The 13,163-nt window shown below is 68.3% G+C and carries 11 protein-coding genes; 5 read left to right on the plus strand and 6 right to left on the minus strand.

Annotated features, from left to right (window positions below):
• Window positions 1-128 precede the first annotated feature (128 nt).
• From AC1DVZ_RS09990 to AC1DVZ_RS10005, 4 genes are all read right to left on the minus strand, one after another.
• Window positions 129-1,235 carry a cytochrome P450 family protein gene (locus tag AC1DVZ_RS09990; protein ID WP_477618037.1) on the minus strand — a complete coding sequence of 369 codons (1,107 nt, stop codon included), beginning with the start codon at window positions 1,233-1,235 and terminating at the stop codon, window positions 129-131.
• A gap of 287 nt (window positions 1,236-1,522) precedes the next feature.
• A complete protein-coding gene (locus tag AC1DVZ_RS09995) occupies window positions 1,523-2,623 on the minus strand; it encodes a glycoside hydrolase family 15 protein (protein ID WP_477618038.1) in 1,101 nt (366 codons plus the stop codon).
• A gap of 146 nt (window positions 2,624-2,769) precedes the next feature.
• Window positions 2,770-3,180: a YccF domain-containing protein gene (locus AC1DVZ_RS10000; protein WP_477618039.1), complete on the minus strand. Its 411-nt coding sequence runs from the start codon at window positions 3,178-3,180 to the stop codon at window positions 2,770-2,772.
• Between the two features lie 279 nt (window positions 3,181-3,459).
• Window positions 3,460-3,849, minus strand: a complete 390-nt coding sequence (locus tag AC1DVZ_RS10005; protein ID WP_477618040.1) for a hypothetical protein — start codon at window positions 3,847-3,849, stop codon at window positions 3,460-3,462.
• Window positions 3,850-3,960: 111 nt separating this feature from the next.
• Here AC1DVZ_RS10005 and AC1DVZ_RS10010 point away from each other — a divergent pair, with 111 nt between their 5' ends.
• Both AC1DVZ_RS10010 and AC1DVZ_RS10015 read left to right on the plus strand, forming a co-directional pair.
• Complete coding sequence (locus AC1DVZ_RS10010; protein WP_477618041.1) at window positions 3,961-6,375, plus strand: BTAD domain-containing putative transcriptional regulator; 2,415 nt, start codon at window positions 3,961-3,963, stop codon at window positions 6,373-6,375.
• Window positions 6,376-6,505: 130 nt separating this feature from the next.
• The gene (locus tag AC1DVZ_RS10015) at window positions 6,506-7,825 is read left to right on the plus strand and encodes a PP2C family protein-serine/threonine phosphatase (RefSeq protein WP_477618042.1); all 1,320 of its coding nucleotides are present in this window, start codon (window positions 6,506-6,508) and stop codon (window positions 7,823-7,825) included.
• A 293-nt stretch (window positions 7,826-8,118) separates the two neighbouring features.
• Here AC1DVZ_RS10015 and AC1DVZ_RS10020 read toward each other — a convergent pair whose 3' ends face one another.
• Window positions 8,119-8,772, minus strand: a complete 654-nt coding sequence (locus AC1DVZ_RS10020; protein WP_477618043.1) for a DUF4386 family protein — start codon at window positions 8,770-8,772, stop codon at window positions 8,119-8,121.
• Between the two features lie 316 nt (window positions 8,773-9,088).
• Here AC1DVZ_RS10020 and AC1DVZ_RS10025 point away from each other — a divergent pair, with 316 nt between their 5' ends.
• Complete coding sequence (locus AC1DVZ_RS10025; RefSeq protein ID WP_477618044.1) at window positions 9,089-9,262, plus strand: hypothetical protein; 174 nt, start codon at window positions 9,089-9,091, stop codon at window positions 9,260-9,262.
• Between the two features lie 154 nt (window positions 9,263-9,416).
• Here the strand turns inward: AC1DVZ_RS10025 and AC1DVZ_RS10030 are convergent, their stop codons facing one another.
• Window positions 9,417-11,480 carry a S8 family serine peptidase gene (locus AC1DVZ_RS10030; RefSeq protein ID WP_477618045.1) on the minus strand — a complete coding sequence of 688 codons (2,064 nt, stop codon included), beginning with the start codon at window positions 11,478-11,480 and terminating at the stop codon, window positions 9,417-9,419.
• A 297-nt stretch (window positions 11,481-11,777) separates the two neighbouring features.
• Between AC1DVZ_RS10030 and AC1DVZ_RS10035 the strand changes: the two genes are divergently transcribed.
• Window positions 11,778-12,344, plus strand: a complete 567-nt coding sequence (locus AC1DVZ_RS10035; RefSeq protein WP_477618046.1) for a GNAT family N-acetyltransferase — start codon at window positions 11,778-11,780, stop codon at window positions 12,342-12,344.
• A gap of 372 nt (window positions 12,345-12,716) precedes the next feature.
• A partial coding sequence (locus AC1DVZ_RS10040) for a hypothetical protein (RefSeq protein WP_477618047.1) occupies window positions 12,717-13,163 on the plus strand: 447 nt, incomplete at its 3' end.

Raw genomic sequence — 13,163 nt, forward strand, 5'->3', positions numbered from 1 at the left:
ACCCCAGTGTGAATTGCGCCGCCTCGCTGCCGTGAGCACTCGCCGCTTCTGACCCACTTCGCTCTGGTTGCCGTGGGCCTTCTTGGTCTTGGTCAGCGGCCGACCCGTTCCGCGGATCAGGAGGTGCGTCATTTCGCAGCAACAGGGGCGGCCTCCCGTACGATCACGCGTTGGGGCGCGTGGAAGGACAGCAGGTTCACCATCGGCGGTTCGCGTTCGACCAAGCAGAGGCCGGGGAGCGCGGCCGAAGTAGCCGCGATCACGACACGGGCCTCCATGGTGGCCAGGCTCGCCCCGAGGCACCTATGGCTCCCAAGTCCGAACGCCAGGTCGGCGGTGCCTCCAGTCCCGGTGAGCCGCAACAGAATCGGTGCTCCTGCGGGCAGGCGCACCTCCCCGATGGACGATGACCCTTGCGACTCTCGTCGCCACGTCGGAACGGACGATTCGTGCCGGAGCAGGTCGTCGACCGCGGCCGCCGCACGGCCGCTGTCTCCGCCGACCTGATGCCAGCGCTGGGGGTCGCCGATCAGCCTGAGGAAGGCCGTGGCGATGAGCTGGGACGTGGTCTCGTGTCCCGCAACGAGCAGGAAGTATGCCGCGGCGCAAGCTTCTCGAGTGGACAATGGGGAGGCGGCAAGCTGCCCGAACAGGTCCGAACCGCCCACTCGTCTTGCTGGAGCGTCCTGTGCGCGAAGCCAGGTGTAGAACTCGGCGGCACTCTCGGCCAGCTCCTCCTGTCGCTCCGGGGTGGGCCACCCCCAGAACAGCTCGAGCGAGTCACGGCTCCAGCGCTTGAGGGCCTCGAGCTCCAGACCGCGCTCGTGCAGGCCAAGCATCTCCAACAGCACGGTGGCGGGGACCACGTCGGCCAGCAGCGCGACCAGGTCGGCGCGCCCGTCACGGTCAAGCCACTCCGCGACGACAGCCAGGCGCGCCTCGGCAAGGGCTTTGATCCTCGGCTCAGCGGCGGCGACGCGGGCAGGGCTGAAGAAGCCGGCCACGAGGCGGCGGGTCGGACGGTGGCTCGGCCCGGCATTGTTGGCCAACGCGGAAGGCAGGCTGAACCCCACCGACGCGAGCGTCCGCATCGCCACTGGGCTGATGGGCGTGTGCGCCGACAGGGCGCTGTTCGGCGGGAACGCCACGGGGTCGAGCAGCACTGCCCGGACGTCAGCAGGATCCTCGACCACCCATGAGCCCAACGACGGATCGAACCGGGCAGGGCAACTCATCCGCGCCGTCCTAGGGGCGTGTCGAACCACTCCACGCCGGATGCGCAATGGACGTCCTGAGTCATGGGTGCCAACCAGCTCAAAGCCCGCCCCCACGCTTCCAAGTTCGACGATGATTTCCTGACGGTAGGGAATGGGCGGTGACCGCTCTCTGGCGTCTCAGTCTTCGGAAGCCATCACCTCGTCGAGGCGAAGTCACTCGAAGTTTACGAGCCGCGTCTTTCCGCCGCCTGCCGGGCCGTTGTTGGCGTCCTCGAGTGCCGATGAGCGCGCGTCCAGAGACGCTTTCACGCCGACGGGTCCGGTTGGAGCTCCCTGAGCAGGACCAGATGCATCGCATGCGACCAGAGCAGCGGCGTGGCGGTCGCTCCCCAGCGCTGCCGCCAAAACGCCAGCATGTGCGGCGAGTACACATCGGCGGCGACCTGCTCAGGCAGGAACCCTTCGCTGGTGGCCGCTCCCTGAATCCAGGTCAGCAGCTCAAGTGCCTCGGCCACCTTGCCCTCGGCCAAGGCCACCCGCCCCAGGGACGCGGCCAGCAGGACCCACTGGCTGCCCCCGTAGAAGGAGTCGCCAAGGTAGCGGCGCACACCACCACCGGGCGCGCGCAACTCCTCGCGGACTCTCTTGACAGTGACCCGGAAAACGTCGCTGTCCACGGGCACGAGGTCGAACGGAACGCCCAGCCAGAGCAGGGACCCATCCACGCGCGTGTCGCCGCCGGCGGACCTGACGAAGCCACCCGCCAGGATGAACTCCTCGCCCAGCAGCCGCTGTCGGATGACTTCCGCATAGCCACTTGCAGCAGCATCGCCGAGCAGCTCGCCCGCATCACGCAGCCCAGCCGACACCGCCGCCAGCGATGACGTGTGCAACAGGCCGGGGTACTCCTCCCAGCAGTCGTAGCAGGGCGTCTCACCGGCGCCCATCAGGTACCGCACGACCAGCCGCATGGCGCGTTCGACTGTCGAATCCACGCGACCACCGTTGCGGCGCACGTGGTCGACGGCGGCCCAGAGCCAGAAGCCGTAGCAGTCGGTCTGGAAGTTGGGCCACTCCTGCGCGGGGTCGACTGGCTCCTCCTCACCAGCAAGCGTGAAGCGGGCCGGCATCATCACACGCCCATCAACGGTGCCCGCTGCAACAGCGTTCAGCGCTTCATCTACCCGGTGCTCGTGCCGCAAAAGGGTCTCTGCCACCCAGTGGTGCCAGCGCGCCGAAGCGTCGGGCCGACCGCCGCGATCCATGGCGTAAGCGCACCAGGAACCGTCCCGCAACCATCCGTACCGATACACCTCGTGCACCGTGCTCGCCGGTATCGCCCCGTTCGGGGACTGAGCATCAACAAGAAGGTCAAGGCTGAATCGAGCATCCAAGATCGCCGGCATCGCCACATTGTCGCCGAGGTGCCAGCCAGCGCCCGCTCATGCCGCGATGAGGACGAGCTTCGCCGCGTAGACCCTGCAGTGTTGCGAAGACTCCCGGTGGGCTTCGTAGGCTGCCGAGCCGCATGAATCAAACCAGCAGGGGCCGCCTAGCTTGCTCGCGCTGCGGCGAATGCAGCAGCCACGTCTCGCGACGGCACGATCTCCCGGCCCAACGGCATCAAGGCGACCGGGACGAGCTTGAAATTGGCCACGCCCAGGGGGATCCCGATGATGGTCATGCAAAGCAGTACACCCGTGATCGCGTGACCAATCGCAAGCCACAAGCCCGACAAGATGAACCAGAAGAAGTTGCCCACGCCACTGGCGACGCCGGCACCAGGCTTCTTCACCAAGTCCCGACCGAACGGCCACAAGGCATAGATACCCACCCGGAAGGACGCGACCCCGAACGGGATGCCCACGACGGTCACGCACCAAAGCGCTGCAACGAAGACGTATCCCAGGAACAACCAAAAGCCAGCGAGCACGAGCCACAAGACGTTCAGCAGGGTCTTCATGCAGCGACTGTCGCACGTGAGCCCGCCGCAAGGACTCGGAACGGCGCGACGCGCACGCACATTGCGGTCAGCACGGCACGAAGCCAGTTGTCTCCTGGTATCTCAGACGCGTCATTTCGCCGCTCATGCCGCAGCGGGCCAAGGTTCGGAGGCATGGCAATGAAGGCCGGGTACGACACTGGCGGAGACCTTGGGAACTAGGGCTTCGGTGCCGTGCCGTTCACGGGCGGCGGAGGCTCCTCAAGCTGACCGTGACCGGCGTTCGCTGGCGCCGCGCCTCTAGCGCACGTTTGAGCGTGTGAAGCCCCCCTCGTGCACCGGCATCCGTGTGACTTCGACACCGGGCTCGTCCCACTTCGCCAGCTCCGCGCCGAGGGCGTCGGAGATGGTCCCGTAGAACTGCTCCTTGAACTGGGTGTCGAGGAACTCGAACGAGGTCGCGAAGTGCTTCGCGTTGACCTGCATGTGGAACTCCATCGAAGCGGAGTCGGGGTGCACCTGGACCACAGTGAACTTGCTCCCCTCCTCGTCCAGGAAGCAGTGGAAGGCGATCATCCGCGGCTCGTTGGTCTCGACGAAGTCGACCAGGTCCGCGATTCGCTTGCGGGCCACGTCCAGCTGGCCCGGCTTGATCGAGTAGGTCCCGATGTAGATGAACGGTCCGGTCATGGCTATCTCCTCTGCCCGTCGAGGGCGGCTGCTCGCACCGCCCTGGCGTAAATCCCTAATGCCATACTGATGGCGGTCGCTAACGACCCGCTAACGGCGTTGGAGGGCGTCATGGAGTTCCGCCTCCTGGGGATCATGGAGGTCCGCGACGCAACCGGGCCGATCGAGCTTCCCTCCGGCCGTGGCCGGGCCCTGCTGGCGATCCTGGCACTGCACGCCGGTGAGCCAGTCGCCGCGGAACGGTTGACCGACGAGCTTTGGAGCGGTACACCACCGGCCACCGCCGCCACGGTTGTCCACGGCCTGGTGTCCAGGCTCCGCCGGGTGCTGCAGGGGGATGGCGGAGCCGGGCAGCGGGTCCTTGAGACCGTCGGGAAGAGCTATCGCCTGACCGTGGATCCCGATTCCGTCGACGCGATCCGGTTCGGGCGGCTGGTGACCGAGGCGCGTGGTGCTGATCCGACGATGCGATCCGAGGTGCTGTCGAGCGCCCTCGCGCTGTGGCGCGGTCCGGCACTCGCCGACTTCACCTACGAACCCTTTGCGCAGCGCACGATCCGGGCGCTCGAGGAGGCGCGGATCCAGGCGAGTGAGGACCTCCGCGCCGCCGAGCTGGAGTTGGGGCGCGCGGACGAGGTCATTCCGAGGGTGCGCGAGCTCATCGAGGCGCACCCGTTCCGCGAACGGCTGCACGGCCTGCTGATGACCGCGCTATACCGGTCCGGCCGCCAAGCCGAGGCCCTGGCCGCATACGCCGCGGCGCGCGAACTGCTCCGCGACGAGCTCGGCATCGAACCCGGGCCGGCCCTGCAGTCGCTCGAAGCCGCAGTCCTCCGGCAGGACGCCTCGCTCGCGACTCCGGCACGCGAAGTGAGTGCGCCGCCGCGCGGCGAGACGCCCGGGTGGCTTCCACGCGAGCGTCGCAGGGTGACCGTGGCGGTGGTCGACGTGGCTCCCTCCGCCGACGTGGACAGAGACCCGGAGACCCTGGCGCGAGCAGGGGCCGTGGCGGTGCAGGTCGCCACCGAAGTCCTGACGAGTCACGGCGCCCGCGTCGAGCGGTCGCTCGGTGACGAGCTGATCGCCTTCTTCGGATTCCCGGTCAGCCACGAAGACGATGCCCTGCGCGCGGTGGGGGCGGTGCTCGACGTACGGCTGAAGGTGCACACGCACGAGGCCGGTGGCGGAGTTCGACCGAGGACGCAAGCGGGGATCGATACAGGCGATATCGTCATCGCCGGGCCCGCCGGCGCCCTGCCTGACGTTGTCACTGGGCCGGTCATCTCGACAGCCCGGCGGCTCGCGCTGGCTGCGGCGGACGGCGAAGTACTGATCGGGCCAGGCACGTTCCCACTGGTGCGCGGGTCGGCCATCGTCAGGCCCGTGGAGAGCGCGGGTGGCTGGCTGGTCTTGGAGCTTGCCGCGAGCATCGCACCGATCGCCCGCCCTTCGGACGTCCCGATGGTCGCGCGCGATGTGGAGATCAGCCTGCTGCGTGCGGCGTTCCGGCGGGCGGTGCGTTCCGGCGCTCCGGTACGGGTCACCGTGGTCGGCGACGCGGGGATCGGCAAGTCCCGGCTGGCCCGCGAGGTCGTGGCGTCCCTCGCTGCGGACGCGCGTGCGATCACGATCCGCTGCGGGCCACCCGACGGCGCGTTTGGCTTCCATCCGGTGCGCCAAGCCGTGGTCGAGGCCGCGGGCGTCCTAGGCTGGCGCGGCCTGCACACCCTGCTCGAGACCGCGGCCGATGGAGCGAGTGCAGTGGACGAGGTCGCGTCCGCAGTCGCACTGCGGGCCCCGTCCGCGACAGCCGACGAGCTCGCGCCCCCGATGGTGCACCTCCTCGAGGCACTGGCCAGTCAGTCGCCGCTCGTCGTCGTACTCGACGACCTCCATTGGGCCGACGCCGCCTTTCTCGAGCTCGTTGAGAGGGTCGAGGCGATGGGGGGAAGCGTCCTGCTGCTCGGGCTGATGCGCCCCGACGACAGCACTCAATCGACGGCACCCGACCTGCTCCAGCTCGAACCGCTCGAATCCTCCGACCTCGCGCGGCTCGTGATCGGACACGGCGGCCCGGTGACCCCCGGCGCTCTGCACCGGATCGTTGAGCTCGCCCAGGGAAACCCGCTCTACGCCGAACAGCTCCTCGCCGCGAGCGAGGACGGCGAGCTCGACACGATCCCGGCGTCCCTGGTCGGTCTGCTGTCGATGCGCATGGATCGGCTCGGCCCCGGCGAACGCGACCTCCTCCGCTGCGCCTCCGTAGGTGGCCTCGAAGTCGATCTCGACGTGGTACGCGACCTACTCCCACCCGAGGCGGGCCCCTTCATCGAGACTCACCTTGACGCGCTCGTGAAGAAGCGTTTCCTCGACGCAGGTTCCGGGGGCGGGCTGAGGTTCGCCCACGTCCTCCTGCAAATCGCGGCGTACCAAAGCCTCACAACGCAGGACCGGATGCGATTGCATGCAGCCTTCGAGTCACATGCCACTAGACACTCCGCGCCCCCGATGAGTACCTCGAAATAGTTTGACGAGGGCAACTCAATGGTTGCGTCATATCGCCGCGACTGGCCGCGCATGTGCGTCTTTCGCCGCCGGGGGGTCCTGATTTCCGACCAGTCCTCTCATGCACGCCGTCGTCTCCTATGCTCCGCAAATGGCCCATGCGGAGTCGTCCGGCAGGTTGTGGCGTGTACTGGACGCCGCGGAGGCCGCCTCACCGGTGGATGCGGTCAAGGCAGTGACCCGGGAGCTCGGCGTGGCTCTGGGCGCGACGGAGGTGTCTTTCCTCATCGCCGACCTGTCGGGGCGCGCCCTGGTCCGGCTCGCGCACGTTCCCCTGCAGCAGGTTGATGCGAACAGCGGTAGCCAGATGCTCGCCCCCCGCGAGCGGCGCGATGACGAGGAGCTCGCCACGGTGCTGCCCTTTGACGGAGGGCCCGCAGAGCAGGCGGTGCGCACTCAGACCGTGCAGGTGCTCCCGCCCGGCGAGCCGCCTTTTGGGAGGGCCGCTGCCGATCAGTGGACGGTGCTGGCCCCCATGACAGAGCGTGGGGAAGTCATCGGCCTGCTTGAACTACGTGTTCCGAAGGAACCCGATCCTGGCGCGGTGGCGGAGATCGCCCGGCTGGCGCACATCTTGGCGTTCGTCGTGATCGCGAACCGGCGGCACACCGACCTGTACGAGTGGGGCCAACGCACCCGCCGCTCGAGCCTGTCCGCGGAGATCCAGCAGCGACTGCTTCCCGGCCCGCGCACGTGCGAGGCAGGTGCGTTCACGCTCTCGGCATGGCTGGAGCCGGCAGCCGAGATCGCGGGAGACACCTTCGATTACAGTCTGGCCCGGGACCTGCTGCACCTGTCGATGACCGACGCTATGGGACACGGTGTTGCTGCGGCCCTGACGGCCACTCTGTGCGTGGGTGGTCTGCGAGGTGCGCGCCGGCAGGGTGCGTCGCTGCTCGATCAGGCGGCGGCCACGAACGCGGCCTTGGCCGCGAACACCGTCGAGAGCAGCCTCGACGACTTCGTGACCGGACTGATCGGACGCTTGGATCTGCGCGAGGGAACGCTGGAGCTGGTCAACGCCGGACATGTCGCTCCCTACGTGATGCGAGAGGGGCGCGTCACGACAGTGGAGCTTCCGGCGGACCTACCGTTCGGGCTGTTCCCCGAGACGACCTATCGCAGCACCGTGCTCGCACTTGAGCCCGGTGACAGGGTCGTAATGGTCACCGACGGCATGCTCGAGCGCAACGCTGCCGGCTTCAGCCTCGCGAGGGCCATCCAAGAGACAGGGGCACTGCACCCCCGTGAGGCCGTCCGCCAGCTAGCTGACAGCCTTCTGAGCGCAACAGGCCACGACCTCAAGGACGACGCCACCGTTCTGCTGCTGGACTGGCACGGTGAGCATGAGCGGCAACGGAAGACTCTGTCAGGCGCGGACCCGATACGCGCCAGCGACCCGCTGACCTGAGGCCGGGACTAGCCATCCGACCGAGAGTCAGGCCAGAGCAAATGTCAAGCTCCGTGACCTACGGCAGACCACGTCAAGCGAGTCGATCGATCTGCGGCACTAGGCGAAGGAAGGACCAGCCACAACCGGATCTGCCACGATCGGTTGGGCCTAGGGGGTGCCACAGCCGCGTCACTTCGCCGCGAGGTGGGCGGTCTAATCGCACTCTCATGCCGATGAGCGGTCGTGTCACTTCGGCTCGCCCAGATTGACGCAATCTTTGTATCGGGGCTGCCGCGTGGCGGGAACGGTTCCTAGGCAGCGCGGACCTTCCTGGGCATCAGAACCAGCCGTACCCCGGTCACCAGCAGCCACACGAGCCAGGCGGCGTAGCCCAGCAGCCCCACGAACAGGATCGGCGAGCCGTCAGCGATCGCGAGGTTGGCCACCCCGGCGGCGATCAGCAGGCCTCCCCCGGCCACGCCGAGCACACGCTGCCACGGCGCCACCAGCCGACTCGCATGCGCCGCCAGCGCAGCGCCGATAACGGTCGTGCCGAGCGCCGACAGCGCCAGAGCGAATGCTCCTGCATGCAGCTGCCAGACGAGCTGGAACAGCGGGCTCGGCTCGGCGAGCTCGCGGGCGGACAATACGACTCCGTTCCACAGAACGGCGTAGAGCGCGAAGACCGCCGCGGTAGTCGCGCCCGCGGCCACCGCGAGGCGCGACCAGTCGGCGCCCGCACCCCCGCGACGCCCGACCAGCCCGTGGAGACCGCTCAGGAACACGAGCAGCAGCGGCAGGTTCAGCGCCTCTGAGCCGACCGCGATCGCGACCACGTCCCGGTTCTGCTGGTGCCAGGCGAGCACGTCCTTGATCGGGTCCCCGTAGCCGGGCGCTCCGGCCCAACCAAACATCACGTTCTGGATGACCAACGACGCTACCAACGCGATCGCCGCCGCGCCCACGACCCGCTCCCCGAACGCAGGGGTCGGGATCGGCCCCCTCGTTGCCACTGCCGCGCTCGCAGGCACATGCTGGGACTCCACAGCTTTGTCGCTTTTGTGCGGCGATCTCATCTCTTACTCCTTCGGGCCGTCAGCGGAACCTTGTTCACGGCCACAGCATGCGCTTGTGTAGCCGCGATCAACATCGGGGATCACCCCGATCCACGCCCTGGCCTACCCTGGCGCTGCTATGGCGCTACTAAAGGCTGACTCGGGAAACGCACTGATCTGCCGCGATGAGGACGAGCGCTTTTCGCCGCCTGCCGGGCGACTCGATGTGGAAGGCCAGGGCTACCCGCACGACACCGGCGAGGTACGGAAGAAGAACTCGTCCTTCCTCTACAACGGCACCCGCACGATCTACGAGCGCGAGGGCTTCACCTACGACCGGCCCAAGGGCCTGGGGAACTGCGTGATGGTGCGTGAGGTCGCCCCGAGCACAAGCGACTGAGTGATGGGGGCCCCACGTGGAGACGACGGCTAGCCGCATCCTGCCGCCTGCAACAGGTGTGCCGCTTCGTCACGATCGGCCACCCCGCGATCAGAACGGCGCGGCATACCGACTCCCTCCGACGCGGGTCCGTCCAGACGACCCAGCTCCCTAGCTACCTTCGTGGAGTCTTGGCCGTGGCGATGTTGGAGTAGGCCGAGGCCCCGGCGTCGTTCCACGCCACGACGCGGTAGCGGTAGTTCGTGTTGGCCTTCAACCCGGTATTCGCGTAGGCCGAGCTGTCCGCCGGCAGTGAGGCCACGACCGCGAAAGCCGTGCAGCTCCCACCAGTGCACCTCTCCACGCGGAATCCGTTCTCGTTGGTGGAGGTGTCGGTCCAGGCCAGCCGGACCTGCGTCGAGGACACGGCCACGGCAGTCAACCCCGTGGGCGCCGAGGGCACCGCGGGCGGCGGTGGCGGCGGTGGCGGTGGGCTCGATCCGGAGAGCCCGCCGAAGACGTCGGCGACGTAGCTCCCGGCCCCCGAGAACGACTCCACGCGCAACGTCCACGTGCCGGCTGCGGCGTTGGAGACGCCGAGGGTCTCGAAGCGTCCGGGCGCCGCGCAGTTCCCGTTCGTGGCCTCGAGCGTGCAGCGACTGACTGCCACGACGCTGCCAGACGGGTTGATGAGGTAGGCGTCGAGGTCCGGTGCCCACTCGTACCCGTAGAGGCAGGAGTTGCCGATCGGCAGCAGGCACGTGGCGGAGCCTGTGGTGATCTGCAGTGTCACGCCGAGGGGCAGCCCTGCGGTGGGGACGCTGATCGCCGTGTCACGACTCGCGCTCGCAGCGAGCGAGCCGGTCAACACCTGGCGGGCCGGCCATGCGGCGGTGCCGGGAGGCTCGGCGCCCAAGCCCGCGATGAAGGCACGCGCATCGACCAGCCCGTACCCCCATTCGTTGTCCGCACCGGTCGCACCGGCGTCCTGGGCGCTGGCCTGCAGCGCCGCCTTGACGGTCGCCGGTGTGCTGGCGGGCGCGGCCTCCAGGCCAAGGGCCACGACTCCCGCGACGAACGGCGTCGCCATCGAGGTGCCGGAGAAGGCGACGTAGGAGCTCGTGGTGTTGGCCTTCGCCGCCACCACGCTCAGACCCGGCGCGACCACGTCCGGCTTGAGCGGCGCTGCCGGGTTGGTGGTGGGTCCACGACTGGAGAACCCTGCGAGGTACAGCCCGCTGTCGGTGTCGAGTCCGCCGGAAAGGGTCGCCTCGTCGGAGGCCGCACCCACGGTGATGACATTGGTCGCGACGCCCGGCGAAGAGATCGTGCCCGGGGCGTCACCGTCGTTGCCCGCCGCGACCACGACGACCTTTCCCGCCGCCGCGGCGGCATTGGCCATCTGGCTGCCTGCGTCAGAGCCGTCACCGCCGGGGCTCCCGAGCGACATCGAGATGACCCGAACGTCACTGCGAGCGGCACACCAGTCGATCGCGGCGGCGACGTTGGCGTCCGAGCCGGAGCCCGACGAGTTGAGCACCTTGGCGCCGATGAGCAACGCGCCCCTGGCCACCCCTCCGTAGCGGTCGGCGTCCGCAGAGCCGGTGCCGTCACCGGCGGCGATGCTCGCGACGTGCGTCCCGTGGCCGTGATCGTCGTAGGCCGTAGCACGGCCGTTCACCCAGTCCCGCCACCCCACGACCCGTCCGGCGAGCTGCTCATGGTTGGGATCGATCCCGGTGTCGATGACGCAGATGCCCACGCCACCGCCGTCGAGGGCACCCAGCGTTGGACTGTATGCCGCGCGGGCGGCAGTCACGCCGTAGCCGTCATCGCCCGCGGCGTCCATGGCCCGGACCACGCCGTCGAGCTCGACCCTCGTCACCGAAGGGATGGCCGCCAAGGCCGAGACCTGTCCCGCGGTGACCGAACCAGCGAAGGCACGCACGAGTCCGTAGCTGTGGCTGACAGTGAGCGAGGGCGCAGCGCGGCGGCCTTCGCCGGGCAAGGTGCCCTGGACGATGACCCGCACGCGGTCATCCTTGCCCCGCCCGACGAGAGCTGCCTCGAGGTCGTCTGCCACCTTGTCGTGGTCGCGATCGCCCTTGCCCGCAGAGGTCGTGTCGTGACGAGCAGGGGGTGGCCCGTCCGGCGGCGCGGCGGCGGCCGACAGGGCGGGTGCGATGGCGACGAGGACCACAGCGGACGCGGTGACGAGGTGACGAACCAACGTGGACATCGCAGCACCCTTCGACAGGCTCAGGACCCACTGAACGCAGCCGCATGGCCGCTCTCCTGAGCATTGACCCCAGACAGGGGGGTCGGCATCGCCTGTAGGGAGTACGGGGGCATCAGCCGCTCGGTCGAGGGCATATAGGGCTCACCCGACATCCGGATACTGCTGTCACACGCGTACGGCACCCAGGACCACGACCTCCGCGTCGCGGTGCCCTCGGGATGGTGACAGGCTGTCGAAAGGGGCGGCCCAAGCAGAAAACCATTTGGCGATGCGAACCGTCCTGTCCATGCTTCTGCCATGAGCGACTTCGTCGAGACCCAGCGCCTGGTGCTGCGCCAGTTCACGTCGAACGACGCGGACCTGCTGATCGAGCTGGATAGTGACCGGGCAGTGATGCGGTACCTCACCGGTGGCGAGCCGACGCTGCCGCCCGCCGTCGTCCGCGACCAGGTGATCCCGAGAGTGCTCAACTCGTACAAGCGGTGGAACGGCCGGTTCGGACTGTTCGCGGCTTACGAAAAGGAGACCGGTGCCTTCATCGGCTGGTTCCATCTGCGCCCAGAGCCGACCGGTCCGCAGGACGAGGTCGAACTCGGGTACCGACTCCGCCGGGACGCCTGGGGCAACGGTTACGCGACCGAGGGCTCGCAGGCACTCGTGGACAAGGGCTTCTCAGAACTCGGCGTCAGCACGGTCTGGGGCGAGACGATGGCCGTGAACCTTGCCTCGCAGAAGGTGATGGAGAAGGTCGGCATGTCCGTCGTCGAGTCGATCCCGACACCCGACGACATGCTGGGCGTCGAGGGCGCGGAGGGCGGTGGCTTCCGGTTCGAGATCACCAGGGAGCAGTGGGAACGACGATGATGCTGCCGGGCCGGCCTGTGCACGGCTGGTCCAGCACCTTCAAGCGGGTCGCTGAGGCGCCCTTCCTCTGAGCCGCGGCGCCTGGCGCACTGTGTGAGCTCGTCGACCGGGCTGATTCGCTTCGCTTCGAGGAGACGATGCCGCATGCGTGCGGACTAGTCCCGTTGCTGGTGTTTGCCCGTGGTATGGCGAGGAGGATGAGGCATGTCCACAAGGGGTGGCCCGGCCCGCCTCGTGCAGTCCCGACCGGAGTGACGCTCCTAAGGCAATTTCATTCGGATTCGACTTGTGCCGGTCTCGGTCCCGCACCTTCGAACAGCGCCCGCAGGGGGCCGCACTCATCGTCTCTCCCTCAGTCAAAGGATTGGACTCATGGTCACGTTCGCCCGGCCCTCTGCTCTTGCGCACGCGAGAACTCGGCTCGCAGCGATAGCGCTTGCCCTTGCCGCGATCACGTTTGCACCGATGGCACCCGCACAGGCTGCCACGACCGTTCGGGTACGGACGATCGTGGCTACTACCGTGAGCTACGGCGACGTGGTCGGCGCCACCATCAGCGTCATCCAGACGTGCCCGATAGGTGCGTCTCTGGATGTCGGACTCACGCGCCAGCGAACCCCCCGGACACCGGCCAACTTCCGGCTGCTGAGCCGCGAGTTCTGGCCCCGCGGTCTGGTCAGTCGTTGGCGCATGACCGCACCGATGCCTCAGCGGGACAATGCGGCCTCGCCAGCGCAGACCGTGGTCTGCGTCCAAGACCTGCCGGGTGGCACGGCACGGCACACCGCCCAGGTCAGCGTCATCGCGCGGCTGTGGGGG

The sequence above is a fragment of the Pedococcus sp. P2_E5 genome (assembly GCF_056403895.1).